This is a genomic window from Rhodovulum sp. MB263 (genome assembly GCF_002073975.1).
Lineage (GTDB): Bacteria > Pseudomonadota > Alphaproteobacteria > Rhodobacterales > Rhodobacteraceae > Rhodovulum.
Genome location: NZ_CP020384.1, coordinates 2,758,956 through 2,784,293, shown reverse-complemented (window position 1 = coordinate 2,784,293; position 25,338 = coordinate 2,758,956). Strand labels below are relative to the sequence as shown.

Annotated in this window: 28 protein-coding genes and 4 pseudogenes; 22 read left to right on the top strand and 10 right to left on the bottom strand. The window is 64.1% G+C overall.

Going from position 1 to position 25,338, the window contains the following annotated elements; translation table 11 throughout:
* Positions 1 to 605 precede the first annotated feature (605 nt).
* The 3 genes from B5V46_RS12970 to B5V46_RS12960 all read right to left on the bottom strand — a co-directional run bounded on the left by B5V46_RS12970 (position 606) and on the right by B5V46_RS12960 (position 1,559).
* Positions 606 to 914 carry a type II toxin-antitoxin system RelE/ParE family toxin gene (locus B5V46_RS12970; RefSeq protein WP_080616989.1) on the bottom strand — a complete coding sequence of 103 codons (309 nt, stop codon included), beginning with the start codon at positions 912 to 914 and terminating at the stop codon, positions 606 to 608.
* A 4-nt stretch (positions 915 to 918) separates the two neighbouring features.
* Positions 919 to 1,173, bottom strand: a complete 255-nt coding sequence (locus B5V46_RS12965) for an addiction module antitoxin (RefSeq protein WP_080616988.1) — start codon at positions 1,171 to 1,173, stop codon at positions 919 to 921.
* Positions 1,174 to 1,259: 86 nt separating this feature from the next.
* A complete protein-coding gene (locus B5V46_RS12960; RefSeq protein WP_080616987.1) occupies positions 1,260 to 1,559 on the bottom strand; it encodes a hypothetical protein in 300 nt (99 codons plus the stop codon).
* 66 nt (positions 1,560 to 1,625) lie between these two features.
* Here B5V46_RS12960 and B5V46_RS20255 point away from each other — a divergent pair, with 66 nt between their 5' ends.
* Genes B5V46_RS20255 through B5V46_RS12940 form a run of 4 tightly spaced genes read left to right on the top strand, consistent with a single transcriptional unit; the run spans position 1,626 to position 5,274 of the window.
* A complete protein-coding gene (locus B5V46_RS20255) occupies positions 1,626 to 1,865 on the top strand; it encodes a hypothetical protein (RefSeq protein ID WP_231119115.1) in 240 nt (79 codons plus the stop codon).
* A gap of 15 nt (positions 1,866 to 1,880) precedes the next feature.
* Positions 1,881 to 3,452 carry a recombinase family protein gene (locus B5V46_RS12950; RefSeq protein ID WP_080616986.1) on the top strand — a complete coding sequence of 524 codons (1,572 nt, stop codon included), beginning with the start codon at positions 1,881 to 1,883 and terminating at the stop codon, positions 3,450 to 3,452.
* Positions 3,452 to 4,360 carry a plasmid partitioning protein RepB C-terminal domain-containing protein gene (locus B5V46_RS12945; protein ID WP_080616985.1) on the top strand — a complete coding sequence of 303 codons (909 nt, stop codon included), beginning with the start codon at positions 3,452 to 3,454 and terminating at the stop codon, positions 4,358 to 4,360. Before B5V46_RS12950 ends, B5V46_RS12945 begins: the two co-directional genes overlap by 1 nt.
* Positions 4,357 to 5,274: a plasmid partitioning protein RepB C-terminal domain-containing protein gene (locus B5V46_RS12940; RefSeq protein WP_080616984.1), complete on the top strand. Its 918-nt coding sequence runs from the start codon at positions 4,357 to 4,359 to the stop codon at positions 5,272 to 5,274. The genes B5V46_RS12945 and B5V46_RS12940 overlap by 4 nt, the downstream gene beginning before the upstream one ends.
* A gap of 267 nt (positions 5,275 to 5,541) precedes the next feature.
* Here the strand turns inward: B5V46_RS12940 and B5V46_RS19855 are convergent, their stop codons facing one another.
* A complete protein-coding gene (locus tag B5V46_RS19855; RefSeq protein WP_155774054.1) occupies positions 5,542 to 6,411 on the bottom strand; it encodes a hypothetical protein in 870 nt (289 codons plus the stop codon).
* A 27-nt stretch (positions 6,412 to 6,438) separates the two neighbouring features.
* On the opposite strand from B5V46_RS19855, the pseudogene B5V46_RS12935 reads away from it, so the two are divergent.
* Together B5V46_RS12935 and B5V46_RS12930 are read left to right on the top strand one after the other, a co-directional pair.
* Positions 6,439 to 7,599, top strand: a pseudogene (locus B5V46_RS12935) (integrase core domain-containing protein).
* A 15-nt stretch (positions 7,600 to 7,614) separates the two neighbouring features.
* Positions 7,615 to 7,857: pseudogene (locus B5V46_RS12930) on the top strand (transposase); the annotation flags it as partial.
* A 90-nt stretch (positions 7,858 to 7,947) separates the two neighbouring features.
* Here the strand turns inward: B5V46_RS12930 and B5V46_RS12925 are convergent.
* Positions 7,948 to 8,184: a hypothetical protein gene (locus B5V46_RS12925; protein WP_080616982.1), complete on the bottom strand. Its 237-nt coding sequence runs from the start codon at positions 8,182 to 8,184 to the stop codon at positions 7,948 to 7,950.
* 150 nt (positions 8,185 to 8,334) lie between these two features.
* Here B5V46_RS12925 and B5V46_RS12920 point away from each other — a divergent pair, with 150 nt between their 5' ends.
* Positions 8,335 to 9,069, top strand: coding sequence for a Crp/Fnr family transcriptional regulator (locus tag B5V46_RS12920; RefSeq protein ID WP_080616981.1), 735 nt, complete (start codon positions 8,335 to 8,337; stop codon positions 9,067 to 9,069).
* A gap of 58 nt (positions 9,070 to 9,127) precedes the next feature.
* On the opposite strand, the gene B5V46_RS12915 is transcribed toward B5V46_RS12920, so the two are convergent.
* From B5V46_RS12915 to B5V46_RS12905, 3 genes are all read right to left on the bottom strand, one after another.
* Complete coding sequence (locus B5V46_RS12915; protein WP_080616980.1) at positions 9,128 to 9,316, bottom strand: hypothetical protein; 189 nt, start codon at positions 9,314 to 9,316, stop codon at positions 9,128 to 9,130.
* 212 nt (positions 9,317 to 9,528) lie between these two features.
* Positions 9,529 to 9,942, bottom strand: coding sequence for a hypothetical protein (locus B5V46_RS12910; RefSeq protein WP_231119114.1), 414 nt, complete (start codon positions 9,940 to 9,942; stop codon positions 9,529 to 9,531).
* Entirely contained in the window at positions 9,939 to 10,364 is a 426-nt protein-coding gene (locus tag B5V46_RS12905; RefSeq protein ID WP_080616978.1) for a hypothetical protein, read from the bottom strand. The genes B5V46_RS12910 and B5V46_RS12905 overlap by 4 nt, the downstream gene beginning before the upstream one ends.
* A gap of 349 nt (positions 10,365 to 10,713) precedes the next feature.
* On the opposite strand from B5V46_RS12905, the gene B5V46_RS12900 reads away from it, so the two are divergent.
* The 10 genes from B5V46_RS12900 (at position 10,714) to B5V46_RS12865 (ending at position 16,509) form a co-directional block, all read left to right on the top strand.
* The gene (locus B5V46_RS12900; protein WP_231119113.1) at positions 10,714 to 10,959 is read left to right on the top strand and encodes a hypothetical protein; all 246 of its coding nucleotides are present in this window, start codon (positions 10,714 to 10,716) and stop codon (positions 10,957 to 10,959) included.
* Positions 10,956 to 11,300 (top strand): hypothetical protein, encoded by a 345-nt coding sequence (locus tag B5V46_RS12895; protein WP_080616977.1) that lies wholly within the window; start codon positions 10,956 to 10,958, stop codon positions 11,298 to 11,300. The genes B5V46_RS12900 and B5V46_RS12895 overlap by 4 nt, the downstream gene beginning before the upstream one ends.
* Positions 11,301 to 11,370: 70 nt before the next feature.
* A complete protein-coding gene (locus B5V46_RS12890; protein ID WP_080616976.1) occupies positions 11,371 to 11,823 on the top strand; it encodes a phosphate-starvation-inducible PsiE family protein in 453 nt (150 codons plus the stop codon).
* Between the two features lie 325 nt (positions 11,824 to 12,148).
* Complete coding sequence (locus B5V46_RS12885; RefSeq protein ID WP_231119112.1) at positions 12,149 to 12,628, top strand: hypothetical protein; 480 nt, start codon at positions 12,149 to 12,151, stop codon at positions 12,626 to 12,628.
* Between the two features lie 212 nt (positions 12,629 to 12,840).
* Entirely contained in the window at positions 12,841 to 13,611 is a 771-nt protein-coding gene (locus B5V46_RS12880; protein WP_155774053.1) for a hypothetical protein, read from the top strand.
* 31 nt (positions 13,612 to 13,642) lie between these two features.
* Positions 13,643 to 14,449, top strand: a complete 807-nt coding sequence (locus B5V46_RS12875; protein ID WP_080616974.1) for a transglutaminase family protein — start codon at positions 13,643 to 13,645, stop codon at positions 14,447 to 14,449.
* Between the two features lie 131 nt (positions 14,450 to 14,580).
* Entirely contained in the window at positions 14,581 to 14,718 is a 138-nt protein-coding gene (locus B5V46_RS19850; RefSeq protein ID WP_155774052.1) for a hypothetical protein, read from the top strand.
* 76 nt (positions 14,719 to 14,794) lie between these two features.
* On the top strand, positions 14,795 to 15,328 hold the full coding sequence (locus tag B5V46_RS12870; protein ID WP_080616973.1) for a hypothetical protein: 534 nt from the start codon (positions 14,795 to 14,797) through the stop codon (positions 15,326 to 15,328).
* Positions 15,328 to 15,537, top strand: coding sequence for a hypothetical protein (locus tag B5V46_RS19845; RefSeq protein ID WP_155774051.1), 210 nt, complete (start codon positions 15,328 to 15,330; stop codon positions 15,535 to 15,537). Before B5V46_RS12870 ends, B5V46_RS19845 begins: the two co-directional genes overlap by 1 nt.
* A 45-nt stretch (positions 15,538 to 15,582) precedes the next feature.
* Positions 15,583 to 16,509: a transglutaminase N-terminal domain-containing protein gene (locus B5V46_RS12865; RefSeq protein WP_369822841.1), complete on the top strand. Its 927-nt coding sequence runs from the start codon at positions 15,583 to 15,585 to the stop codon at positions 16,507 to 16,509.
* 299 nt (positions 16,510 to 16,808) lie between these two features.
* On the opposite strand, the pseudogene B5V46_RS20535 reads toward B5V46_RS12865, so the two are convergent.
* Together B5V46_RS20535 and B5V46_RS20530 are read right to left on the bottom strand one after the other, a co-directional pair.
* A pseudogene (locus B5V46_RS20535) lies at positions 16,809 to 16,951 on the bottom strand (ATP-binding protein); the annotation flags it as partial.
* 28 nt (positions 16,952 to 16,979) lie between these two features.
* Positions 16,980 to 17,326: pseudogene (locus tag B5V46_RS20530) on the bottom strand (IS21 family transposase); the annotation flags it as partial.
* Positions 17,327 to 18,102: 776 nt separating this feature from the next.
* Between B5V46_RS20530 and B5V46_RS12855 the strand changes: the two are divergent.
* From B5V46_RS12855 to opgC, 5 genes are all read left to right on the top strand, one after another.
* On the top strand, positions 18,103 to 19,839 hold the full coding sequence (locus B5V46_RS12855) for a hypothetical protein (protein WP_155774049.1): 1,737 nt from the start codon (positions 18,103 to 18,105) through the stop codon (positions 19,837 to 19,839).
* Between the two features lie 401 nt (positions 19,840 to 20,240).
* Positions 20,241 to 21,899: a glucan biosynthesis protein gene (locus B5V46_RS12850; RefSeq protein WP_080616970.1), complete on the top strand. Its 1,659-nt coding sequence runs from the start codon at positions 20,241 to 20,243 to the stop codon at positions 21,897 to 21,899.
* Positions 21,896 to 22,066: a hypothetical protein gene (locus B5V46_RS19840; RefSeq protein ID WP_155774048.1), complete on the top strand. Its 171-nt coding sequence runs from the start codon at positions 21,896 to 21,898 to the stop codon at positions 22,064 to 22,066. Before B5V46_RS12850 ends, B5V46_RS19840 begins: the two co-directional genes overlap by 4 nt.
* A gap of 11 nt (positions 22,067 to 22,077) precedes the next feature.
* Entirely contained in the window at positions 22,078 to 23,847 is a 1,770-nt protein-coding gene (gene mdoH / locus B5V46_RS12845; protein WP_080616969.1) for a glucans biosynthesis glucosyltransferase MdoH, read from the top strand.
* Complete coding sequence (opgC, locus tag B5V46_RS12840) at positions 23,834 to 25,189, top strand: OpgC domain-containing protein (RefSeq protein ID WP_080616968.1); 1,356 nt, start codon at positions 23,834 to 23,836, stop codon at positions 25,187 to 25,189. Before mdoH ends, opgC begins: the two co-directional genes overlap by 14 nt.
* Positions 25,190 to 25,338 lie beyond the last annotated feature (149 nt).

Here is a 25,338-nt window from a genome sequence, read left to right as displayed (position 1 = left end):
GGCAGCGGAAGCCCGGATCCGGCGGCAACCAGTCGAGCGGCCCGCGCGCGCCCTTGGAGCGGTTCGCCGACGCGCTGACCGGCAGCAGGTTGCCTGCAGCGCAGAGCGACTGACCAGCTCGGCCCGCTTGAAAGCGCGAGGCCCGCGGTGAGCTACACCATCTCTCGGGACATCATCGTTTCCGGCTTGGATGTCCAGATGGGGTCAAGGACCGCTTCTATGTCGTCTTGGTGTATCTCGGAAACGGCCAGGTTGCCCAGCGTTGGGAAGGAGTATGTTTCGAGCGTCCGAATCCGCTGCGCGATATGCTTGCCGTTGTTGGCGTTGTCCTTGTACTTCCTTTCGTGAACTTTCCGGGCAAGCTCCTCGAATGTCGTTGCCTTATCTCAACCCTCATTCTGTCACACATTTTCTGCGGGAGGATTGGGGCCAGATGTTGATGAGAACCTGTCAAAAACCAGTAAATGTGGGCTGTTTTGGTGCCCACCCCGGAAGAAACCGGGAAATCTGGCGGAGGGGACGGGACCGGGATCCAACGTTCTCCAGGTCTGTCGGGCTGGCTGCGATTCAGATTTTATCCAGAAATTCCATTTTTGGACAAAGGCTTAACCGAAATCCTCCTTGAAGCGGTCCATCTGATGCATCCGCTCGTGAAGGATTGTGACGATGCCGATGTCGCCATTTGACAGCCGTCGCCAGTACACGAAATGCCGCTCGTAGCGGAAGAAGTACCCTTTCACGCCGAACTCGGCCGGTACGGGTCTCGACATGACACCGCGTGTGTCGATCTGCTCGAAGGCGGCGAACAGACCGGTGATGTAGGTTTCGGCCTGTGCCTCGCCCCACCGGTCGCGGGTGTATCGGTAGATCTCGTCGAGGCGGATCGAAGCCGCCTCCTGGATCCGGATTGCCATGCGGTCAGGTCCGGTTCCGAGCGATCACATCGGCGGCGGTCAGCGGCTTGTAGGTGTCCTCGGGCGCAGCGAAGGCTCGGTTCAGTTCGGCCCTCAATCGGTCGAAAGCCTCGTGCTCCGCGCGCTCCTTGTCGCGACGGATCAGGTCCCGGATGTATTCGCTGACGTTCTCGTAGGCGCCGTCTTCGCCGACATTGGTTGCGACGAACTCGCTCAGGGCGCCGCTGACGCGGACGGTCATGGTGGTGGTGCGAGGCATGACGCTCTCCCTTCTCGGTACGTATTCAAGATAACCAAAAACGAACACGAGACAAGGGTGCGCTTTCCACGCCCCGCCTTCACCTGTCAGCGCTCCCGGTTCTCGGCATCATCCAGGATCAACCGGTCCGACAGCGCAAGCAGCGCGGTCAGAACGGCATCCGAATGACGCGCGAGCGACACGAGGTGCTCGCCGCTCGGTCCCCGCTCGCCTGCGAACCAGTATTTCACGGTCCGCTCGCTGGCGCCGGTCCACCGCATGGCGGACTTGATCGCCCGGTGGGTCGATCCGAGCTCCGCTTGCAATGCCATGGCCATGGCGGCGCGATAGTTAGCCGGAACGTCCTCGGGGTGCACAACTGTGCCCATCTTCACGCGCATCTTCATGTTTCTCTCCGTTAAATCTTTGGAGAGCCATGAAAACGGCAGAATCCATTTGTTCCCGCGGTGGTCTTGTTCGGCCGCCTGTGGGAACCGACCATTCACTTGAAGGTGGCCGATATGAACTGCGAAACGGGACCGCAGATTATCAAGCGCGTGGACGGCCGCGCGCCGCAGGCGATCCGCCAATGCGCCGGGCATGGAAAGGGATTGCCCTTTTTCGGAAACGACTTTCAGGCGCTCGCATGCTCGAATGATCGCGGCAGCATGCGCAACGGTCCGGACCGTCCCGACCGGATTGCTGCGACGTGAACCGGAGCCGGGCAGATGCAAGGGCGTGAGGCAAGCAGGGAGACTGGCGCCAGCCCATCAGAGCCCGACGTGCCCGCTGTCGCCTACGTCCGGATGTCGACAGACCACCAGAAGTATTCCACCGAGAACCAGCTGGACGTCATTCGGAACTACGCCGCTGCGCGGGGCTTGCAGATCCTGCGCGTGTTCGAGGATTCCGGGCGATCCGGGCTGCGGCTCGACGGCCGCGAGGCGTTGCAGAACCTCATGGCCGAGGTTCAATCCGGCAACGCCGACTTCAAGGCCATCCTCGTCTACGACGTCAGCCGTTGGGGCCGGTTTCAGGATGCCGACGAAGGCGCCTATCATGAGCACGTCTGCTCACGCGCCGGCATCCGGGTCCACTACTGCGGCGAGCAGTTCGAGAACGACGGCAGCATCGGCTCGAACCTCCTGAAGACCGTGAAACGCGTGATGGCCGGCGAGTACAGCCGCGAGTTGTCGGTGAAGGTCTTCGCCGGGCAATGCCGCCTCGTGGAGCTGGGCTATCGCCAGGGCGGCGCGGCAGGATACGGGTTGCGGCGGGTGCTGATCGACGAGCATGGCAATCCGAAGGGCGAGCTGTCGCGCGGCGAGCAGAAGAGCCTCCAGACCGACCGCGTGATCCTGGTCCCCGGACCGGAGGAGGAACAGCGGGTCGTCCAGCGCATGTACAAGATGTTCGTTAACGAGGGGCGCACGGAGCGCGAGATTGCGGATGTCTTGAACGCCGAAGGACACTGGACCGATCTCGACCGGCCGTGGACCCGGGCAACGGTGCATCAGGTGCTGACCAACGAAAAATACATCGGGAACAATGTCTTCGCGAAGGTGTCGTTCAAGCTGAAGCAGCGCCGCGTGGTGAACCCGCGCGAAATGTGGATCCGCGCGGAGGGCGCCTATCCCGCCATCGTCGATCAGGCGCTCTTCATGCGTGCGCGAGAGATCGTGGATGCCCGCAGCCGCCATTTCTCGGACGAGGAACTGCTCGACGCGCTGCGCGCGATCCTCCAGCGACAGGGCATGCTGTCGGGCCTGATTATCGACGAGGAGGACGACCTGCCATCCTCCAGCGCCTATCGCAGCCGCTTCGGCAGTCTCCTGCGCGCCTACCGGCTGATCGGCTACGAGCCGGATCGCGACTACAGTTACATCGAGGTGAACCGGGCGCTGCGGCAGGCGCATCTGCAGGTCGTGGCCGAAATCATCGCCGGCATCACCCGGCACGGCGGGTCGGCCGTACAGGACCCAGACACCGACCTGGTGCGCGTCAACGACGAGTTCACTGTGTCCATCGTTCTGGCCCGCTGCACCGCGACGGGGGCAGGGTCGCTGCGCTGGCGCATCCGCCTCGACACTGGCTTGGTGCCGGACATCACCATCGCCGTGCGCATGGACGAGGTGAACGAGGCGCCGCGCGACTATTACGTGCTTCCCAGCATCGACATGACCTTCAGTAAACTGAAACTCGCCGAGCAGAACGGGCTCGCGCTCGATGCTTACCGGTTCGATACGCTCGATTTCTTCTACGCGCTCGCTTCGCGGGCCAGGAACCCGGAGGTGGCGTGATGCCCGAAGACATGGAGCCGACCAGCCAGAAGCAGGTGATGCTGATCCCGACCGACAGGATCCGGGTCCTCAATCCCCGCGTCCGCAACCGTCGCACTTTCGAGGCGATGGTCGACAACATCGCCCGCATCGGCCTGAAGCGGCCGATCACCGTGGCGCCGCGTGCGGGGACCGCCCCGCAGGACTACGACCTGGTCTGCGGTCAGGGCCGCCTCGAGGCCTTCATCGAGCTCAAGCAGGGCCTCATCCCCGCCATCGTGATCGAGGCCGACGAAAGCGATTGCCTCGTGATGAGCCTCGTGGAGAACTGCGCGCGCCGGCAGCACAACCCCATCGACCTGATGCGCGAGATCGGTGCGCTCCGCCAGCGCGGCTATAACGACCGCCAGATCGGAGAGAAAATCGGGGTCTCGACCGAATATGTGAACATGATCGCCGGCCTGTTGGAGAAGGGCGAAGAGCGCCTGGTCTCGGCCGTGGAGACCGGGGTTCTTCCGCTGAACCTGGCTATCCAGATATCCAAGACGGACGCGAAGGGCGCGCAGAAGGCGCTGATGGACGCCTACACGCAGAACAAGCTGCGGGGACGGAAGCTGGCTCTCGTTCGCCGCCTGATCCAGCAACGCGAACTGCGCGGTCCGCAACTCCACAGCAATCCGCTCGGGCGCAAGCCTCCAAAACGTGCCCTAACAAGCGAGGGGCTTGTCCGGGCGTATCAGCAGGAAGCCACGCGCCAGAAGCTTCTGATCAAGAAGGCCGAGCTCACCCAGAGCCGGCTGATGTTCGTGCGCGAGGCCTTCCGAAAGCTCTGCGCGGATGCGCATTTCATGACCCTGCTCAGCGCGGAGGGTCTCGAGACGATGCCCGCTGATCTCGCGCGGTCCGTGGCTGACGGAGCACCGGCATGAAGCGCGACGCACGCGACACCCCGAAGAGCGTCACGCTCGGGTTCGAGGACGACTGCGTGACTCTCCCCTTAGACGCGATCCTGCCGCTCCGCGCCCTCGGCAAGTCCGCGAAATCGGGCCGTAAGTACCGGCAGATCGTGGCCTCTATCGCCCAGATCGGGATCGTCGAGCCGCCCGTTGTCGTCCGAAACCCCGACAAGTCCGCGACCTGGTTGCTGCTGGACGGCCACCTGCGGATCGAGGCGTTGAAGGACGCGGGCGAGAGCGAAGTGGAATGTCTCGTTTCCACGGACGACGAGGCTTTCACCTACAATCGGCAGGTCAGCCGCCTCGCGCCGATCCAGGAACACAAGATGATCCGCAAGGCGATCGAGCGCGGCGTGCCTGAAGAGAAGATCGCGCTCGCCCTCGACCTCAACATGAGCAGCATCCGGCGCAAGGCGCGCCTTCTGGACGGCATCTGCGAAGAAGCCGTCGCGATCCTGAAAGACAAGCCGTGCACGAACGCCGTGTTCGATGCGCTGCGCAAGATGAAGACCATGCGCCAGATCGAGGCGGCCGAGCTTCTGCTCAACGTGAACAACTATTCCGTCGCCTACGTGAATGCGATCCTGGCAGGAACGCCGCAGGCCCAACTGGTCGAGTCCTCCAAGCCGAAGAAGGTCAAGGGCATCACGCCCGAGGCGATGGCGCGCATGGAACAGGAACTGGCCCGGCTGCAGGAGGGGATCGACTCGATCCAGGACACCTACGGGCAGGATCACCTGCACCTGACCGTGATCAAGGGCTATGTCGGCAAGTTGCTCGGGAACGCCCGGGTCGTGCGCTACCTGGCGCAGAACCATCCCGAGTTCCTCGGCGAGTTCCAGACCATCACCGAGATCGCGCCGGCCGAGGCCGCCGACGCCGGGTAGCCGTTCGCGGCGAATGAAGGGGACCCGGACCCGATAAGCGCGGGGACCGCAGGAGACGCCGGACTGTGGGCCGGATCGAGCGCGGCGGTGGGGATGGCGGCGAACCCGCTCGGAGCCCACCAGGCTGGCTTGAGTTTTCGCCGGCCGCGCGGTCGCGCAGGCGGCCGCGTTCCATTCGGGGCGTGTCGGAGACGGGGCCACTTCGGCACGCCCACTTGGCCCATTGCAAAACATGGTGAATCCGCGTCGACTTACCACGAAACTTCGTCAGGGATTGATCTCCTCAAACCGACGGCACTCGGTCAGGAGACTGACCGCCGTTTCAAGCCGATCAGGTGTGGGCTGGGGCGGATTTCCCATCGTTGTCGTGCCGGGGGTCAATGTCCAACCGCCTTCATCCATAATGATGCGCAGACGCATGATCTGCTTCCCACGGGTTCTTGCATCGGCAAGGCCCCTCCTGACCGACCAATAGGCATGTTGAGCCATGATCCAGTTCTCGATCACCCGAATAAGAAATTCCCCTGGAGCCAGATGTTTCCAGGAATCGGCGTCTTTTCGAGCGCGCGCCAACGGGAGCCTGTCTGAGCTTTCAAACTGATGCGCCTCTCTCGGTGCCTCGGCTAAGCTGAATGCCAAGCCGTGAATAAGAGCCGCAACAAGTTGCGTAGGATCACGTGGTCGTCTTTGCAGTTTAGTCTGGATGTCTCGCAGGAGTGTTACCGGATTTCCGGCAAGCCCGGTCCCGGGCACCCAACTTACTGCTGATTTTGGGAGGTCAGAACCTGCGCTGAGCTCATCGAGGAACGAACGCGCAATCTGTCGCGTTGTCATCGGCCCTTTCACCAACGTGCCGACCTTCCAGAAAAACAAACCTTCGAGAGTGAGGCGAAACAGCTGTCTGACCTGGAGTTCTCGCCATTGCGTCGATATCTCCGGACGAAGCGCCGCCTCGCGCCAAGACGCCGGCAGGTCCGCCATCCGAGTGCGCAATGCGTCAGCAGTCGGCGCGGCCTCCGCCAGGTCCTTATGCGCGGCTATAATCAGGGCAATTCCCTTGCGGCGGACGCTCGACGCGCGAGCGCCACCCAAACGAGCAAACGCGACCTCTTCGTGTCCACTTAACCTTCTTTCCATGCTATTTTGGGAAAGGAGGAGCCCGCCATGGATGGAACACCAAAAGCGACGAAACCCAAGGCTCGTGACGCGAAGACCAAGATCGCGCAAACCCGCATGAGCGTTCTGGAACTGGCGAAAGAACTCGGCAACGTGGCCGAGGCCTGTCGCCAGCGCGGCATGGACCGCACCAGCTTCTACGAGTGGAAACGTCGGTTTTGGGTTTGAGGGACCGTGGCGCCGGTGGCGCCGCGTAAGCCCGAGAACGGGCTTCGAGGGGCTGAAGGACCTGCCGCCGATCCACAAGACCCACCCGCAAACGACCCCGCCGGAGACGGTCGAGCGGATCAAGGCGCTGGCGCTCGAACATCCGGCCTATGGCTGCAACCGCTTCGAGGCGATGCTGGCGCTCGAGGGCGTGCGGGTCTCCTCGATCACCATCCAGAAGATCCTGAACGGTCGCCAGCGTGGCGCCACCGGTTCGAGCCCGCTGGCGACGGCCTGGGCACGCGCTACGACCGCTGGCTGGCGCTCGAGGACGCCCATGCGGGCCAGACCATCGAGATCACTGCCGAACAGGCCGCCTTCCTCGAGAAGCAGAACCCGTGCTTCCGGGAACGACACGTGGAATCAGGCACTCCCGGCGAGCTGCTCTCGGCCGACACGTTCTTCGTCGGCACGCTGAAGGGGATCGGCAAGGTCTATCTGCACGCGGTCGTCGATACCTTCGGCAGCTACGCCTTCGGCTTCCTGCACGTTTCCAAGCAGCCCGAGGCGGCGGTCGCAGTCCTGCACAACGACGTGCTGCCCTTCTACCGCGCCCTGGACCTGCCGGTGAAGGCGGTGCTGACCGAGCGAGCCATTGAAGGCGCCATTGGTTCGAGCCCAATGGCGAGCGGCCGCGAATTCTGCGGCACCGAGCGTCACCCCTACGAGCTCTATCTCGACCTCAACGCCATCGAGCATCGCCGCACCAAGGTCCGCACGCCGAAGGCCAACGGCTTCGTCGAGCGGTTCAATGGCACGGTGCTGGAGGAGTTCTTCCGCGTGAAGATGCGCGAGACCTTCTACGAGACCGTCGAGGCGCTCCAGGCCGATCTCGACGCTTGGCTCGTCCACTACAACACCGAGCGCCCGCATCTGGGTTGCCGAAACATGGGGCGACGTCCCATCGAAACCGTAATGTCATTCGTTAGCCAAGAAGGTTAAGTGGACAGGTGTAGGGCGAAGACCGCGTACATAGAGCCGGGGTCACCTTGGGAGAACGGCTATTGCGAGAGCTTCAACAGCAGGTTCAGGGACGAGCTCCTGAATGGCGAGGTCTTCTACTCGTTGAGGGAGGCGCAAATTCTCATCGAAAGATGGCGAAAACACTACAACATGGACCGGCCGCATAGTGCCCTCGGATATCGGCCACCAGCGCCCAAGGTCTTCATTCCAGTAGATCGAAGGCCGACCATGCTTTAGCAGTTAACCCGGACCACTCGCTGGGGTCAGCTCAGAAACTTATTCGGCCTCCATTCCGAGAATTCCGATCGACACCGCTGCCCGAGCGGTTCACGAGCGTCGAACCGAGTTTCCGCCAGCGATGATCGTGTTGATCAATTCGGCGACGGCCCGGTGGTTTTCCATTTCGAGTTCGGTGCCAACGGCATTCTCGTGGGCCGCCGCGGCATCGCGAAGAACCTCCACGATCTCGTGCTCCGGCAGCAACCCGCGATCGTTCATGGCAAGCAGGAGCGCCTCGCAGATTGACAGGGCGGCCTGGCCTGCATGTTCGCTCGCGGTCGACATCTGGCGTCCCTTCCTTGGCATCGTGATCCCCGTGGAACACGAGTTTCAGATACATCCGTACTTCTCGCAGGAAATTGCCTATGCTGGGCTGATCCAGAGCAGTGTCCGGGCCGATTTCCGCTATTCGGTCACGACACGACGCGAGGCCCCGTGACATCAGTTGAACACAGCCCCCTGACCCGCAAGCTTTCGGCCTTTGTCGCCTTGTCTGATGTCGAGCTGGCCATACTTGAAAGTCTGCATCAGCGTCGCCGCTTCTTTGTTCCGGGACGCGACATGGTGCATCAGGGGCAAGTCGATCAAGCCGCGTATATCCTCTCAGACGGTTGGGTCTGTTCCTACAAGCTTCAACCTGACGGAACGCGCCAGATCGTCGATTTCCAGGTGCCGGGGGATTTTCTGGGATTGCGCAGCGTCCTGCTGCGCACGTCGGACCACAGCTTCGAACCCATCGTCAACATCGAGGCCGCCGAAGTGCTGGCGAGCGACCTTCTCGATGCCTTCGCGCGGACGCCGCGCCTTGCGACCGCCATCCTCTGGGCGGCGTCAAGGGACGAGGCGATGGTGGTGGAACATCTCGTCGGGATCGGCCGGCGCGATGCGGAGGCCCGCATGGCGCATTTCCTGCTGGAGCTGGGATCGAGGCTTGCGCTGGTCGGCATCGGCAGCAGGGAAGGTTTCGACTGCCCGCTGACGCAGTTCCACCTCGCCGATACGCTGGGGCTGAGCGCGGTTCATGTGAACCGCGTCCTGCGGCAGCTCCGCGAGAGCGGACTGGTCACCTTTCGGGACGGCCGCGTGACGTTTCACGACCATGGCGGGCTGGTGGACCTTGCCGAGTTCGATCCGGCATATCTGGACCAGACCGGGCCGCTCCTGAAGTGAGAGGGGCCGCCCTCCTTTGCTCGGCAGGCGGCCCCGTGTTCACGTCAGATGCCGGAGGTTACGCAAGGGCGTTGGTCGCCGCATCGAGTTCCTGGTCGGTCTCGGCTTCGTTCTTTGCCGTATGTGCCTTCTCGGCTGCATGGTAATGCCTCATCGCCGTATCCTTCTTGGATCCGGCAGGGGCGTTCACGCAGGCGGCCTTCACGGATTTCATCTTGTCGGCGGTCTTGATCTGTTCGGGTGTCATTGGAATTATCCTTTCTGGACTATCCGAGAATAAGAAGCGTGCCGACATGCCGATCTTTTGGGGAACGGTACGCCCACACGCTTCTCGGGTACTCGGAAAAATGCACCACCAAGTATTCGGCGGGCAGGTCTAACCTAACAGGCATCTGCGCGACACCGCACTTACGCAGATTAGTCCCGGCGCCTGCGGCAGGTCGTATGCCTCTGCGCTTCTCAAGTCACAACAGTTTGCTGGTGGGAAATCCTCAGCCATCTTTCGTCATCGTTGAGGTAGGTAGAGGCACAGAGGGCCTTGTAGATCGGCACATCGGCCTTCTCCGACGAGACGCGATAGGTGAGAATGGCGATGTCATGACACCGCATTACGCGCCGTTCGGCCATGACGACGGAGCGCCAGCCAGTCCTTTCACGAAGGTGGGTCCAGATCTGGTCACCCTGGAGGATGCCGGGCGGATAGGGGAAGACCATGACGGCGTTGGTCGCAGTCGTTGCCCGCGCGTTGTCGGCGCCACTGGTCCAGAAGTGCTCCTCCATGTCCCACAGAACGCTCTGTTCGCGCGGCGATAGCGTGCCGGACTTGTGTGCGGCATGGGGCGGTGTCCTTGCGGTCGCGGTTGAGACGGTCATTCGCCTGCCCCCGACCCGCCAATCATGAACATCTGAAACAGAGCAAAGACGATCGCCAGCACCACCCAGATCGCTCCGCTTGTTCCCGGGCGGCCGCCGGCCACTGTGGAGGCAGCGCGCTGCAGGGCACCTGACGTCGGTCCTTCGGGGAGCAGCTGGCTCAGGTCTCGTGCGATCCTGCCGTGATCGCTGGCGAGCGCAGGAACGTCCCGAAAACGAGCAAGCAGTGTCCCCAATCGCGCCCGCGCGGCGTCGCGCCCCAGCGTGACCAGTTCAGCTGTTTCCTTCCATGGATCGAGGCCAAGCCGCGCAAGCGCGGAGAGCACGGTCACGGCAAAGCCGTTCCGGTCCTCGCCGACGGATGCATGGAGAAACCGATCGAACTCGGGCGGGTGCGGGTCGAGAACATTGGGGGCGGCCATCGCCAATCCTTTCAAGAGTTGCAGGAACGCAGATCATCCCTGTTTCCCAAAGGATACGCGCAGGCCGGTCTCGCCGCCCTTGCACAGGTCAGTGCTGGCGACTGCCCCCCCCAAGGGAAGGCCGCAACGGGTTCTGCGCCCAAGGCTAACATGCGTCAGCGCCGGTCGGACGATCCCGAGGTACAAGGCACGCTATCGTTCGACTGGTCCGTCCCGCACTCCAAGGGGCCGTCACCCGTGGTGAGCGACGGATCTGCCAACATCGCGGAGACCAGAGATGAACATGCGGTCGACCAGATCGACGGTGACATTTTCGAACCCGTTCACGTTGCCGGGACACCCGGGAGATTTGCCCGCGGGCGACTACGAGGTTCTTGTCGAAGAAGAGCTTCTCCAGGGGCTCAGCTTCGAGGCGTATCGCCGGACGGCGACCTACCTGAAGGTGCGCGGAAGGGGCGGTCATGCGGGACGTACAGAGTTACGGGCGATTTCCGACAGCGACCTGAAAGAGGCGCTGAGCCGGGATCAGACCGCGACCGAGGCCAAGAAGGGCTACAGCGATGCGGCGCTTTCCCCGCAGGAGGACAGAACATGAACACTCCCGAATGGCTCAAACCCGGCATTTATGGCGCACTGATCGGCGCGGTCTGCGTCGGTGTCGTCGGATTCACGTGGGGCGGCTGGGTGACCGGCGGAACCGCAAACGAGAGGGCGATGGCGATGTCCCAAGACGATGTCGTCGCCTCCATGGTGCCGGTTTGCCTCGACATGGCGCGGTCGGATCCGGCGCGGGCGGAAAAGATGGCAACGATCAAGGTCGCCTCGACCTATCAGCGGCGCGACGCGCTCATGACGGCCGGCTGGGCGACAATGCCGGGAACCGATGCCCCCAACCGAGACATTGCGGAAGCCTGCCTGAAGGAACTGGATCTGTGAGGGCAGGGCGCAGGACGTTCCCCGCGCATGTCGATTTGGGCCGATAGCTTCGTGACCAAGGGCCGCAATCATGAATAGAGCGCATCAAGCGGGAGCGGCAGCGGTCGACAGGGCGGTGCCCCTGAAGGAAGACGACGGGGCAGGGCGTGGCGAAAGGCTGTTTGCCCTGGGTCTGTTCCACTTCATCGAGCGTCTGTTGCTGGTTGTGATCGTGGCCATGACCCTCCTCGCCGTCGCCTTCGAAATCGTGGCCATCTATCGCCTTGGCACAATCCTGCTGGCCGATATTCTGCTGATGTTTCTCTATCTTGAAGTGATCGGAATGGTTGCGGTGTATTACGCCAAACGCAATTCCGTTTTCGTGTATCCAATTTTTATTGCGATCACTGCGGTCGGACGGCTGGTCGTCCTGCAGGGCAAGGAAATGGCCCCGGAAAACATACTGATCGAGGCGGCCGCCATTCTCCTCCTGTCATTGTCCGCGCTCGTAATCATCTGGGCGATCGGCAAGCAGGCAGCATGATTACGCCCAGGCAAGGTCCTGCGCAGTTCCTTTGGGTGGGCTCTGGTTTTGGTAATGAACACCTATTCTCCAATGAAGGCTGACGGCCATAGTCATGGCCGGGGCACCTTAATGACACTTGGACTGCCAAGGCCGGCTTCTTTCCGCTTCCGAGCAAGACACGCCCACTTTATTTCCGTTCCCTTAACCTGCGTCAGCACCCGATGTCCGCCTGACTGGTAGGTGGATGGCAAGACCTGGATCGCGATGAGGCGAGAGCTGGCCCGCCGACGCCCGAGCACTCGACATCCAGCGTCGCATCACGCAGCGTGAAGGACGATACGCCATGACATCAGTGGAATATCTTACCAAGACGGCAGCAGAGACGACCGATCTCGAACGGCGCGTGCTGGCCCATGAACGGATTCTGCAGGCTCTGATCGCCTACATGGCCCGTACCGAGCCGCGTTTCGCCGACCACCTGCGAGAACGGTTCGTAGAGCCGATGAAATTGACGCAGCGCGAACACGACCACCGTGGGACCGACGAGTACGCGGAAGAATTCATTCGCGCCGTGATGCTTCTCGGAGAAGCGCGCGCGCCCGACGCGAAGGAGCCGGAAATGACCAACGTGAAAACCGTGCCGCCGAAAAGCAGAGGTGCAAAGGATTCTTCCATGAACCGGCCGGCGCAGCGCGGTGGGGTTCAGGTACGCGAAAGAAACGGCATCTGGGAGGTGCAAGTCGATGGCAAGTTTCGCGGCGACTACCATCAGAAGGAAAATGCCCTTGCGGCTGCGGCCTTGCTCAAGCTGTCCCTCCGATGACCAGCAGCACCCGCCCGACAGTCCCGACGGACTTCTCGATCCATGTGACCGAGAACGAAGGCATGCCAACGAGATCGAATTCCAGGGTCTCCCCGCTACCGGCCGCGCCCACTCGACGGCTGACAGGAACGCTCACGCTTGGCCTATCGAGGACTCATGAGGCAACCGGCGGACACTGGTCCGCCAGGGAGCAAGTTGCGATGAGAAATCCCTTGGCGAGGCTGATCGCGAGGACGGCCGTCATAGCCGGTGTGATCGCCTCCTTCGCCTTCCCCGTGCTTGCGCAGGATGGCACCGGCCCAATGCCGGAGAACGCCCATCCGCGCAGCTATGGCGGCGGATGGGTGTGCGACCTAGGTTACCGGGTAGAGGCCGCTGAATGCCTGGCTCTCAACATCCCCGAGCATGCCTATCCAACCGGGCGCTCCTACGGGACGGGGTGGGAGTGCGACCGTGGGTATGAAGAGGTAAACGGGATATCCTGCAATCGCATCCCGGTGCCCGCCAATGCCTTCCTCCGGTCTTCCGGTTACGATTGGCAATGCGAACGCGGGTTCCGGCAGGAGGACGAGACATGCGTGCCCATCGTTCTTCCCGAGCATGCCTACCTGACGGACGATCACTCGGGGGCCGGATGGACCTGTGATCGTGGCTATGAGGCTGTTGCAGGGACATGTTCGCCGATTGCCGTGCCAGAGAACGCTTATCTGACCAACGCAGACTACGGCGCCGCCTGGGCTTGTGAGAGAGGCTTCGTCAAGATCGACAACCGATGCGACGCCGTTGTCGTGCCATCGAATGCCTATCTGGACGAGGCATCCTATGGACTGGGATGGAGTTGCGAGCGCGGATACGAGCTGCTGAATGGCGCCTGCGTCGCCATCGATCTGCCAGAGAACGCCTATCTCGACCGATCCGGCAACCGGTGGAGCTGCAATCGAGGCTTCCGGCTCTCTGACGGGATGTGCATCCTTGGACGGTAATGCGGATGTTTCTCGTCGTGGCGCGTCTGGCATGCGCGTCAGTATCGGGTGCCGGCTGCGATACAGCTTCCCGCAACCGACGCCGCTGATTGCGATGCTGAACGTCCACTACTCGCGCTTCGGCGATCTGGAGCGTGCCGACTATCTCGTGACCTCGCCGAGCGTGCCGCTTGAAAGCTACCGTGACGGTTTCGGCAACTGGTGCACGCGTCTCGTGGCTCCGGCGGGCGACTTCTGCCTGTCGACGGATGGCATCTTCCGCGACACGGGCCAGCCTGATCCCTCCATTGCCGGCGCGCGGCAGCACGCGGTCCAGGATCTTCCTTTCGAGACGCTCGTGTTTCTTCAGGGCAGCCGGTATTGCGACACCGACCTTCTGTCGGAGGAGGCGTGGCGCCTTTTCGAGGCCGCGGATCCCGGATGGTCACGCGTCCAGGCGATCTGCGATTTCGTGCATGGACATGTCCGCTTCGACTATATGCAGGCGAAGGCGACGCGTACCGCATCGCAGACCCTCGCCGAGCGACAGGGCGTATGCCGCGACTTTGCCCATCTCGCCATCGCGCTGTGTCGTTGCATGAACATTCCGACCCGCTACTGCACCGGATATCTGAGCGACATCGGTGAACCTCTGCCTCATCCGCCAGGGGATTTTGCCGCGTGGATGGAGGTATTCCTTGACGGAGAATGGCACATGTTCGACCCGCGGAACAACAAGCCGAGGTTTGCGAGAATCCTGATCGCGCGCGGTCGCGATGCCGCGGATGTCCCTTTGACCCAGACATTCGGCCAGAACACTTTGGTGGAATTCAACGTCTGGACGGATGAATTGACCTGACTGACCTTGGCTTTCTTTTAGATGCGCCATCGTAAATCGGGTCGGCAATCCCCATATGGTTTGTACTGGTGCCAGGCATCCCGGTCCGACATGGACGAGGAGTTGGCGTCGGCAATCAAAGGATCGATGACATGTCCTTCAAGGATCTGACCGCAAGGGCTGCGGCCGCGTTAAAGCCGAAGCCGGCGAAGACAGCGACGCCCCCCGCCAAGGAGACCGAGCCCAAGGTCGCTGGCAAGGAAGCAGCCGCGAAGTCCAAGACATCTTGAGACCGACACAGGTTACGCGCCTCATTCCAGTGAGGGGCGCGAACCATCCACAGCAACAAGGGAAGGGAACGCGCCGATGGAAGATCTGACGTGCAAGACCATTGCGGTTTTTTCCCGACCCTTCACCGTTCCGGGCTTTGACGAGACTCTCCCGGCGGGAGAGTATGAGATCGAAACCGAGATGGCTTCGCCCCCTGATCAACGGGATCCCGCAACCTGGAAGGCCTCTGTCCTGGTGAAACTTCATCCCAGGATATCTCATCCGGGACTTGCGCGGATTCTGACCGTTTCCCTTGCCGACCTCGATCAAGCACGCGCCAGGGACAAGCTGACGAGAAGGGAGTTGGCCGACTTCTTCCTTGAAGAAATGCTGGCTGATCCGATGGTACAGCTATTGATGAAGGCCGACGGGGTTTCCGAGGCACACCTGCGACATCGCTATTCCGGGTCTGGGACGTCTGATCCGAACCTGGGCGCGCCGTCTTCGAAGATGACCGCCAGAAGAGCGCGGGACGAAGAGTCGATCCGGGCCGCCGAAAACGAAGGCATGCCTGCGCGACCGGACACGCCGCCGCCCTTGCGCACCGGTCTGGCCGCGGAGCAAACGTGATGGCGGACAAGGCCATTGCCGAAGCTGCTGTTCCGGACATCAAGACCGCGAAGGCTTTGGGCGATGTTGCGCAAGAACGCCGATGCCTGCGATGCGAAACGTCGTTCTGGAGCGAAGGCTTCGGAGAACGGATTTGCCGGCGCTGCAAGGGGTTGAATGCCTGGCGGAACGCCGTGGCCGCTGGCCCGGGCGCATCTCGCCGCCGTTGATCCCCACAGACGCGCGCCGTCTTCCTCGAACCGTACTGGAACACAATTCTGGCCTGTCTGGACATCGTTCACACCACAACCTACCGATACCGTAACGCGGTCTCTCTCGGACCGCACAGGTTGATGGTGCGTCCCCGAGAAACGCGGGACCTGCGACTACTTGCGCATGTCCTCTCCATTTCTCCGACGGCAACGGTAACCTGGGCGCATGATGTGGCCGGTAACGCCGTCGCCACCGCCGTCTTTGACGGCCTGACAGATCATCTGGTGATCGAGAGCCGCGCCACCGTGGAACTCACCGCGCCAGCGTGGCCGGTCTTTGCCATTGCTGCCTTGGCCGCCCAGTATCCCTTTGTCTACGCCGCAGATGAGTGGACGGATCTGGGGGCATTGACAGTACCACAATACTGCGACCCAGACGGGCGGCTTTCCCGATGGGTCGAGGACTTTGTCATGGCGCGTCCGACCGACACCCTGTCTCTGCTGAAGGACATCAGCAATGGTGTGTTCACCCAGATTTCCTACCAGAGCCGCGACACTGAAGGCACCCAGGCACCGATCGAGACGCTCGACCGGCGATGGGGCTCGTGCCGTGATCTTGCGGTCCTGCTCGCCGAAGCCGCGCGCACACTTGGACTCGGTTCCCGCATCGTATCCGGCTATCTGTCAGATGCGGAAGAATGCCTTTTGGGGTCTGCGGGTTCCGGGTCCACCCATGCCTGGGTCGAGATATTTGTACCCGGTGCCGGATGGATTGCCTTCGATCCCACGAACCGAAGCTTCGGGTCTCGGAACCTGATACCACTCGCTGTGGCCCGAAACATCGCACAGGTGACCCCGGTGGCAGGCAACTTTATCGGAACGAACGTCGATTTGCTCTCGATGGAGGTATTCGTAAGAGTGGAGAGTGATCCCGCTCAAGACAACTCGCTCCTGGCCCCGAGAGGCGGGGCGGACATCGCGCTTGTCTGATGGCGCTTCGGTGGGGCAGGCTTGCGGCTTCTGGTTTAAGCATTTTAATAACAATGTCTTAACGGCTGGATAAGGTTCGGCATCGGACCCATCTCCTCCGCCACTTTCCTCACCGAAGGCGCTCTCCCGATCCGGCCGCGGCCGGATTTTTCCGTTGTTTTCGAGGGTTGTAGGGGAGGAGGCGGAGCGCCGCCCCCAGGGCCAGGTGACGCGATGATCCTCCCCAAGGTTAAGGGGATGCGCAGGTAGAATTTTCTCGGCAAGATGAACGAGGAGATTCTGATGAAGAAGAGCCGTTTCTCCGCGATGTGTCCGGCTTTTCCCTTGCCTTCTCCTGCTCGAGAGCGTTGACGAGTTCGATGGCCGAGAAGAAGCGCACCTTCCGGCGACGATGCTCGATGGCATGGATGCCGGGCGCGGTTGCAACGTGGGTCTTCCCGGTAGCGATTGCGCTCGAAGCTTATCAGTCAGGTCGGTGACATGCGCTTGCTCTGCTCGACAAAGCCGTCGAAGGCGGGTGACAACTGCATGAGCGCCGCTTGCTCCGAGCCCCAGGCATCCGCGAGGGTGGCATGGGGGATTTCGCGCCAGAACTCCATGCAGCGCCGTTCCAGTCATGCGTTCAGCGCACCAAGGTCGGCGACGTTCGGCATCGACTGCCACAAGCGCGGTTGGTCGTCCTGGACGTTCTTTTCGATCTGACCCTTTTCCCAGCCGGCCGCTGGAGTGCAGAACTCCGGCTCGAACACGTAGTGGTTTATACCATAGCCGGGAAGCGCATGTTCACCTGGCGCTCTTTTCCGCGGCCAACCCGGTCAGACCAGCTTCACAGATCATGTCGAAACGCATCTGCCGAAAACTGGCGGATCTATGGTGTCCGCAAGGTCCGGAGGCAGAACATGCAGTCTTGAGCGCCTCAGGAAGCTTGATGCGGTCCGGTCCGGACACGTCCTGCGACGACTGGATATTGGCGGCTTCCTGAAAACAATGGGCCCTGAACCGCACTCGCCGCGCCGTCTGGGGCGATGCCATTGAAGGCCTCTCTTCGCCGGATCGCGCCAGGTCGCCAGACTCTCCGGCCGGGTCGTTCTCCGATGTCGCGCGATGCAGTCCCGGCCGGACATGTCGGTCCTCCCAGGCGCCCAACAGCATCTTCGGGGGCTATCGCGCGCGGGCCGGTCGACGTCGCCATGCCATCTCTCGGCCGGGACCGCCCGGCAGCACGGCCGGTGCCGGGATGCAGCGCAAGGGGGCCGTGCGGACCGGCTGGCTCGGTACAGGGCAGGGCAGGGCGGGGCAGGGCGCGCCGTGGCGGTTGCCGCGTTCGTCACGGATCTGCGGCATCGGCGCGGCATGCGCTTCGGCTGTTGGATGCCGATGGGAGGGGCGCTTTGCGCCTTGTTCCGCTCATCCGGCGCGCGGGTCGGCTCGTGGCTTTGTCGCGAGGCGATTCCTGTGCTTATCTGCCAGAGGTTCGTCCGGCGCTGGCCTCCCCTCGCCCGCAGGACAGGCCGGGGCGTAACCTGGGTGCGCCTCGTTTGTTGGACGAGTGGCCGTGACGTTTCTTCCCCTAGCTACCCTGGATCGCAAGCCATGACACACCGTTCCCCGAACGGCGGCGCCGTGGTGCCCCCATGCCATGAAGCGGTGCTCGAAGCGGTTGCCGCGATCCGCGCCGCCGGGGTGCTGGGGCGCAGTCCCCGCCGTGCCAGACTGCTGGAATACCTCGTCGACCGCGAGCTTTCCGGTCATGGCGACGAAATTAAGCCGCATGCCATCGCGGTCGAGGTCTTCGATCGCGACCCGGGGGGCGAGCCCGGCCGCGCAGGTCTCGTGCGGAGCGAGATCGGCCGGCTGCGCGAGGCGCTGGCCCGGTTCTACGCCCTGGCCGATCCCGAACTGCCGGTGATCGAAATTCCCAAAGGCAGCTGCCGTCCGACCCTGCGTCCCGGACCCGGCGAGGCGGGGCCGCCGCCATCGCCCGGGCTGTGGCGGGGGGTGCTTCTTGCGGGGCTCGTGCTGCTGCTGATCCTGCCCGTTCTCTGGCGGGCGCATCTCCGACACGACCGGGACGAGATCATCGCGGCCGCCGCGCGGCCCATCGAAGAGGCGCCCTATCGCGTGTTGCGGGTGGCGGTGTTGCCGATGCGGGCCGAGGGACAACTGAGCGGGCTGGAGGATCTTGCCTTCGGCCTCGGGGCCGAGATCGCAACCGATCTCGCCGCCCGTTCCTGGATCGCGGTCAGTGCCCCGTCCGATGCGGAGCGGGCGGCGGAAACCGCCGATTATCTGCTCAGGGGGCGCCTGATGTGGCGCAGCGACGCCCTGCTGGCCCAGTTCGAGCTGATTTCCTTTCCCCAGCGGCGCACGGTCTGGACCATGTTCCAGCGTGTCGGCGACAGCGCCGAGGCGGTGCAGGCGGCCCGGCGTGACGCTGTCGGCCAGATCCTCCGGCGGCTCGGCGCGGCGCATCACAGGGCGCCCGAACAGGCCTCGCCGCCCGCGTCCGGCTATGGCGGTGTCGGTTTGCCGGAACTCTCCTGCCTGATGGGGATTCACCGCTATCTGGTCAGGCCCGGGGGCCCTGCCCATGCCGAACTGGGAGCATGCCTCGGCCGGCTCGTCGACCGCCATCCGGGGCTTGGCGAGGCCTGGGCGGCGCTGGCGCTCGTGCATCTCGACGAGGCGCGGTTCGGGCGCAATCTGAGGCCCGGCCCCGACGCGGTTGCCGCAGCCTGGTCCGATGCGGCGGGGGCCAGCGCTCAGGCGATGCGGCTTGCGCCGCGCGGTCTGATGACGCTGCAGGCGGCGGCGATGCTCGCGATCGAGGGGCCGGCGCACGATCCGGAAAGCTTCCGCAGCCATGCGGCGCGGCTGCTCGAGCTGTATCCGCACCACCCGCCGAGCCTTGCGCTGATCGGCTCGCGCATCGCCGCCTTCGAGGGGCGCTGGACAGAGGGGCTGGCGCTGGTGGCGCAGGCGCTGCGGCTCGAGCCGGATCCGCCGGGCTGGTTTCATGTCGCGCCGGCCTTCCATGCGCTGATGGGGGCGGATGCGGTCGCGGCCCGGGAGGCGGTGCGTCCGCTCGATCCGTCGGGCTCGCCGGTCGAGCGGCTGCTGGTCGGTCTTGCGGCGGCCCGCGATCCGGTCGCGCCGCCCGAGCCGGTGACGGGGCTTGTCGCATGGACCGAGCCGGGGCGGCTCGCAAGGGTGGCCGAGCTTGGTGCCGGGGCGGCGGCCTTCGTCCGGAGCCGCGGCTACGCGCCCGCCCTCGAGGCCGAGATCCTGCGCCAGATCGCGGTTGCGGGTCCGATCGCGCCCGCGCCCTGAGCCGTAAGCCCCGGGCTTTACGCCCTGAGGCCTGTGGGCCGGAGCGCGACCGATGCGCCGACACATGTCGGCGTCGTCCGTGAGCCCCGTCCCTGGTGAGGCAAGGAGGCTGCATGCCGCGTTCCAGCGGCGCTGCGGCGCATTGAACTCGGCAATTGTTTGCCTATTAATCTCCCGCTATGGCAGAGTCCTGCGTATCCGGTGTATGGCAAGCACCGGAAACCTGCCTGTGGTTCGGTCGGAGGAATTGCCGCCATTGGCAGATGCTCCAGTTTCTGCGCAAGCATCGGGTTCTTCCGGCATGTTTCTGCCATGCTGCACGTGCAGGGTGCATCGGGTCGGGACAAATGGAGGGCCAGGTGGCAATCAAGAATGACGAGCCTTGCTTAAGGGGTCCATCAATGTTTCCAGACAGTTCGAGTTCTTCGGTGGGTATCGGAGAGACCGGTCCCTCCCGTCGTCGCCTGCTGGCGGCTCTGGCTGGCTCTGCCGCGGTGGCGGCGCTGGGCCTGCCTCGCCATGCTGCGGCGCAGGATACGGCGGCCGAAGCCGAGCCGTCTGCACCGGCACCCGAGGTCGTGGCTGAACCGGCGCCCGAACCGGTTCCGTTCTCCTTCGACGTGCTGAGCGACCGGATGCAGGCGCTCTCGAAAGAGGCTTACAAGCCCGTGGCCCTGCCGGGCGGGCCGCTGTCCGGGCTCGATTACGATGCCTATCGCGCGATCCGCTTCCGGCCCGATCATTCGCGCTGGGCCGATGAGGGCGGGTTCTTCCGTCTGCAGGCCTTCCATCCGGGCTGGCTCTACAAGGAGCCGGTCGAGATCTACGAGCTGGTCGAGGGCATCGCCGAGCCGATGCATTTCTCGGCCGCCGATTTCGAGTATGACGGCAAGGCCGCCGAGCTGATCCCGCCCGATTTCGAGATGCCGGGTGTTGCGGGCTTCCGGCTGCATGCGCCCTTCAACCGCGCCGATACCTTCGACGAGGTCGTCGTCTTCCAGGGCGCAAGCTATTTCCGGGCGCTCGGGCAGGGCAATGTCTACGGGCTCAGCGCCCGTGGTCTTGCGGTCAACACCGCCTCGGGCAAGACCGAGGAATTCCCGCGCTTCAGTGCCTTCTGGCTGGAACGTCCGGCGCCCGGCGCGACGTCGATGACGATCTATGCCGCGCTGGACAGCAAGTCGCTGACCGGCGCCTACCGCTTCATCGTCACGCCGGGAGCGACCACGGTGATGGACGTGACCGCGCGACTGTTCCTGCGCGAGGATGTCGATCAGCTGGGTATCGCGCCGCTGACCTCGATGTTCCTGCTGGGCGATAACGACCGCGGCGATTTCGACGATTTCCGCCATCGGGTGCATGACAGCGAGATGCTGATCATGAATACACGCGAAGGCGAGACCTTCGTGCGGCCCTTGAAAAACCCGCCGCGGCTTGCCAGCTCCTATCTCGGGGCGCAGGATCCGGTCAGCTTCGGTCTGATCCAGCGCAACCGGAGCTTCGACGACTATCTCGATGCGGGGGCGCATTACGAACGCCGTCCCTCGCTGATCGTCGAGCCGGTCGGCAATTGGGGACGCGGCACGGTGCGGCTGGTGGAGATCCCGTCCGATCTGGAGGCCAACGACAATATCGTCGCCTTCTGGGTGCCCGAGCAACGGGCGCGCAAGGGCGACGCGATGGAATACGATTACCGTCTGCACTGGGGCACCAATCCCCCCGGTGCCGTCGGGACGCGCGCCCATGTGGTGCGCACGCTGGTCGGGCGGGGCGGTGTCGCCGGCGCCGCCGGTAGCCCTGGACTGCGAAAATTCGTGGTCGATTTCGAAGGCGGCACTCTCGGGGAACTTCCGGCCGACGCGGACGTTACTGCCGAGGTGTACGCAAGCACGGGCCGAATGGAGAAACCCGTGTTCAGCCGTATCCCGGATACGAAGACATGGCGCCTTGTCGTCGACATAACCGCCGATACCGGCGCTCTGGTCGAACTCAAGGCTGAAATAACGGGGTACGGGCAAAACCTGACCGAAACCTGGCTCTACCAATGGATCAACGAATGAGTGCAGATACCACCTTCGATGCGCAGAACGCGATTGCGGTAGAAGGCCCTCACTGGGCTCCTCCGGTCGCTCCGATGGACATGCCCCAGCAGGTGCTGGAGGCGCGGCGGGAGCTGCGTCTGCCGATCTGGCTGGCCCGCCTGCTGCGACCGCTGCAACTGGGCTGACGGCAAGCCAGATGTCCCGCATCCTTGCGTCCGGTTTCCGGACCCGCCTGCTGCGCGGGCTGGCGATCGGCTTTTCCCTCGCCGCGGCCTCCGTGGCAGCGTCCCTTCTGGCCGAGGCCTCTGCACAGGATGGCGTCGATCCCTGGGACTTGGCCCGGACCACACTGATCTTCATCACCACGGCCTGGCTGGCCTGGGGCGCGGCCGGGGCCTTTATTGGTCTTCTCGGCCATCTGCGCCGGACCCCCGAGCCGCAGCTGAAGCTGCCGCATCAGCCGACCGTGGTGCTGGTGCCGATCTGCAACGAGGATCCGCTGACAACCTTTGCCCGGATCGCGGCCATGGACGGCTCGATCCAGGCGGTCGGCCTGCGCTGCGACATCGCGGTGCTGTCCGATACCCGCGACCCGGAAAATGCGGTGCGCGAGCGCGACGCCTTCGCGCGGCTTCTGGCCGAGACAGGCGGGGCAGGGCGCATCTTCTACCGTCGCCGCACCGACAATCGCGGCCGCAAGGCGGGCAATATCGAGGATTTCATCCAGAGCTCGGGCGGCGCCTACGAATTCGCCCTGATCCTCGATGCCGACAGCCTGATGGAGGGCGTGACCATCCGCCGGATGATCGCGCGGATGCAGGCCGACCCGAGGCTCGGGCTGTTGCAGACCCTGCCCAAGATCATCGGCGCGGGCTCGCTGTTCGGCCGCGCGATGCAGTTCTCGGCAAGCTTCCATTCGCCGGTCTTCGCGCGGGGCCTGGCGCGGCTGCAGGGCAATACCGGCCCGTTCTGGGGCCATAACGCCATGGTGCGGGTGCGCGCTTTCGCCGAAAGCTGCGGCCTGCCCGCGCTGCAGGGCAAGCCGCCCTTCGGCGGTCATATCCTCAGCCATGACTATGTCGAGGCGGCGCTTCTGGCGCGGGCCGGCTGGCGCGTGAAACTCGACGAGACCATCGAGGGCTCGTTCGAGGAGGGCCCCGACAACATCCTTGCCTATGCCAAGCGCGACCGCCGCTGGTGCCAGGGCAACCTTCAACACATGCGCCTTTTGCTGGCGCCGGGGCTTGCCGGCTGGAGCCGCTTCGTCTTCCTGCAGGGCATCTTCGCCTATCTGGTGTCGCTGCTCTGGGGCGCCTTCCTGATCGCCTCGCTGCTGGCCACCGTCTTCGCGCCCGCGCCCGATTATTTCCCCGAACCCTATCAGCTTTTCCCGGTCTTCCCGTCGGACCGCACGAAAGAGATCATCACTCTTCTGATCGGCATCTGCGGGCTGCTTCTGCTGCCCAAGCTGTCGATCCTCATCGGTGCGGTGCTGTCGCGGCGGGCGAAGGGCTTCGGCGGCGGCAGGCGGGCCGCAGCTTCGGTCCTGACCGAGATCCTGCTGACCTCGCTGCTGGCGCCGCTGATGCTGATGTATCAGTCGCGCGCGGTTCTGCAGGTGCTGTCGGGGCGCGATGGCGGCTGGCCCGCGAACCAGCGCGGCGAGGGCAAGCTGAGCTTGTTGCAGGGGCTGCGCGCCGGGCTCTGGATCACCCTGACCGGGGCGGCGGCGCTGGCGATTGTCACCCGGATCGCACCCGATCTGACGATCTGGCTGCTGCCCGTATGCCTGCCGATGCTGATCGCACCGCTGCTGATCGCCTGGACCTCGCGGCCGCTGACCCACAGCCTGTTCGCCGTTCCGCAGGAAGCCGATGCCGCCCCCGTCATCCGGGCCTATCGCGATCTGGTCCGGCGCTGGATGGCGGAAGATGCCAGCAAGGAGGCGGTCGATGTCGCGGCCTGAGCCCGTATCCGTTCCCGTCAAGCGTCCGCGCGATCCCCGGATCGACGCGTTCCGCGGCCTCGCACTGGTGATGATCTTCATCGACCATGTGCCCGGCAATCCCTATGAACACTGGACGATCCGCAATTTCGGCTTTTCCGATGCGGCCGAGGCCTTCTTCGTGATGTCGGGTATCGCCGCCGGGCTGGCCTATTCCGGTCGCTTCGCCGCGCCGCAGATCCGGCTGAACGGGCTCTGGGCCGCGATCCGTCCGATCTGGGGGCGGTCCTGGACGCTTTACATCGTCCATGTGCTGCTGAGCGCCTGGGCCATCGCGATCTTCGCCTGGGGGGCGATGGCGCTGGGCGTGCCCGAGCTGCTGACCAAGATCAACCTCCGGCAGGTGTTCGAGAATACCGCCGAGGCGCTGATCGGCATTCCGCTCCTGACCCACCAGTTCGGCTATGTGAACATCCTGCCTGCCTATTCGGTGCTGCTGCTCTTCGCCCCGCTGGCGATCTTCATCGGGATGCGGGCGCCGCGGCTGATGGTCTCGGTCGCGATCGCGATCTGGTTCGTCGCCGGGATGTGGCGGCTCGATCTGCCGAACTATCCCAATCCGGGCGGCTGGTTCTTCAACCCGCTCTCTTGGCAGATCATCTTCGTGCTGGGGCTTCTGACCGGCATCCATATGCGCCGGGGCGAGCGCTTCGTTGCGCGGCGGCGCTGGCTGTTCTGGTTGGCCGTGGCCTTTCTCGGGGGCGTCTTCCTCTGGGCGCAGATCCCCGCGCTGGGCCAGCAGATGAACGCACTGATGCGGCAGGCAGGCCAGGCGGGGCTGCCATTCCACCTGGTAGGCTTCGACAAGACCTATGTCTCGCTGCCGCGGATGCTGCATGTGCTGGCGCTGTTTTATGTTCTGTCCTGCCTGCCTGCGGTCGTCCGGCTCGCGGGCAGCCGGGTGGCGGCGCCGCTGCGGCTGATGGGCCGGCACGGGCTTCTGGTCTTCTCCTTCGGCACTGCGGTCTCGCTGCTGTTCCAGGTGCTGATGGCGGGCTATCCCGATCTGGCGCTGCTGCCCTGGCTGCTGCCGCCGCTGGGCGTGGCCGCGATGCTGGTCGCGGCGATGCTGGCCCAGGCCGCCCGACGCGAGCCTCGCCGCGTGCCGCTGCCCGTGGCCCAGCCCGTGACCGATCCGGTGCCCGAGCCGCTGACCGACCCGGTGACGGCGCCTGCCGGTCCGCTACCCGAGGCGGCGGCGGTCGCGGCGGCCGTTCCCTGTCCGGACTGCTCTGCCGATCCGCTTCCGGCGACGGTGCTGCCCTCCGGGGGGCGGGCGCCGGGGCTGCAACCGGCCGAATAGAAGACCGCCCCCGGGCCGCCCTGAGAGGGCAGAGCGTCTGACCCCGCCCGGGGGGCTGTTCTTCCCGGTACGGCGATTTGCCCGTCGACCCCGGCGCTCCGGTTCCGGGCGTGGCCCGGGACCCGAGGCAGGCATACGTATTGCCGGCG

Coding starts and splice junctions, on each gene's coding strand:
- B5V46_RS12885 (WP_231119112.1), top strand. CDS start 12,149: ATGACATCAGTGGAATATCTTACCAAGACGGCAGCAGAGACGACCGAT.
- B5V46_RS12945 (WP_080616985.1), top strand. CDS start 3,452: ATGCCCGAAGACATGGAGCCGACCAGCCAGAAGCAGGTGATGCTGATC.
- B5V46_RS12950 (WP_080616986.1), top strand. CDS start 1,881: ATGCAAGGGCGTGAGGCAAGCAGGGAGACTGGCGCCAGCCCATCAGAG.
- B5V46_RS12895 (WP_080616977.1), top strand. CDS start 10,956: ATGAACACTCCCGAATGGCTCAAACCCGGCATTTATGGCGCACTGATC.
- B5V46_RS12925 (WP_080616982.1), bottom strand. CDS start 8,184: ATGTCGACCGCGAGCGAACATGCAGGCCAGGCCGCCCTGTCAATCTGC.
- B5V46_RS12940 (WP_080616984.1), top strand. CDS start 4,357: ATGAAGCGCGACGCACGCGACACCCCGAAGAGCGTCACGCTCGGGTTC.
- B5V46_RS12960 (WP_080616987.1), bottom strand. CDS start 1,559: ATGAAGATGCGCGTGAAGATGGGCACAGTTGTGCACCCCGAGGACGTT.
- B5V46_RS19845 (WP_155774051.1), top strand. CDS start 15,328: ATGGCGGACAAGGCCATTGCCGAAGCTGCTGTTCCGGACATCAAGACC.
- B5V46_RS12970 (WP_080616989.1), bottom strand. CDS start 914: ATGGCAATCCGGATCCAGGAGGCGGCTTCGATCCGCCTCGACGAGATC.
- B5V46_RS19855 (WP_155774054.1), bottom strand. CDS start 6,411: ATGGAAAGAAGGTTAAGTGGACACGAAGAGGTCGCGTTTGCTCGTTTG.
- opgC (WP_080616968.1), top strand. CDS start 23,834: ATGTCGCGGCCTGAGCCCGTATCCGTTCCCGTCAAGCGTCCGCGCGAT.
- B5V46_RS12875 (WP_080616974.1), top strand. CDS start 13,643: ATGCGCGTCAGTATCGGGTGCCGGCTGCGATACAGCTTCCCGCAACCG.
- B5V46_RS12910 (WP_231119114.1), bottom strand. CDS start 9,942: ATGACCGTCTCAACCGCGACCGCAAGGACACCGCCCCATGCCGCACAC.
- B5V46_RS12850 (WP_080616970.1), top strand. CDS start 20,241: ATGTTTCCAGACAGTTCGAGTTCTTCGGTGGGTATCGGAGAGACCGGT.
- B5V46_RS12890 (WP_080616976.1), top strand. CDS start 11,371: ATGAATAGAGCGCATCAAGCGGGAGCGGCAGCGGTCGACAGGGCGGTG.
- B5V46_RS12870 (WP_080616973.1), top strand. CDS start 14,795: ATGGAAGATCTGACGTGCAAGACCATTGCGGTTTTTTCCCGACCCTTC.
- B5V46_RS19850 (WP_155774052.1), top strand. CDS start 14,581: ATGTCCTTCAAGGATCTGACCGCAAGGGCTGCGGCCGCGTTAAAGCCG.
- B5V46_RS12915 (WP_080616980.1), bottom strand. CDS start 9,316: ATGACACCCGAACAGATCAAGACCGCCGACAAGATGAAATCCGTGAAG.
- B5V46_RS12855 (WP_155774049.1), top strand. CDS start 18,103: ATGACACACCGTTCCCCGAACGGCGGCGCCGTGGTGCCCCCATGCCAT.
- B5V46_RS19840 (WP_155774048.1), top strand. CDS start 21,896: ATGAGTGCAGATACCACCTTCGATGCGCAGAACGCGATTGCGGTAGAA.
- mdoH (WP_080616969.1), top strand. CDS start 22,078: ATGTCCCGCATCCTTGCGTCCGGTTTCCGGACCCGCCTGCTGCGCGGG.
- B5V46_RS12905 (WP_080616978.1), bottom strand. CDS start 10,364: ATGGCCGCCCCCAATGTTCTCGACCCGCACCCGCCCGAGTTCGATCGG.
- B5V46_RS12965 (WP_080616988.1), bottom strand. CDS start 1,173: ATGCCTCGCACCACCACCATGACCGTCCGCGTCAGCGGCGCCCTGAGC.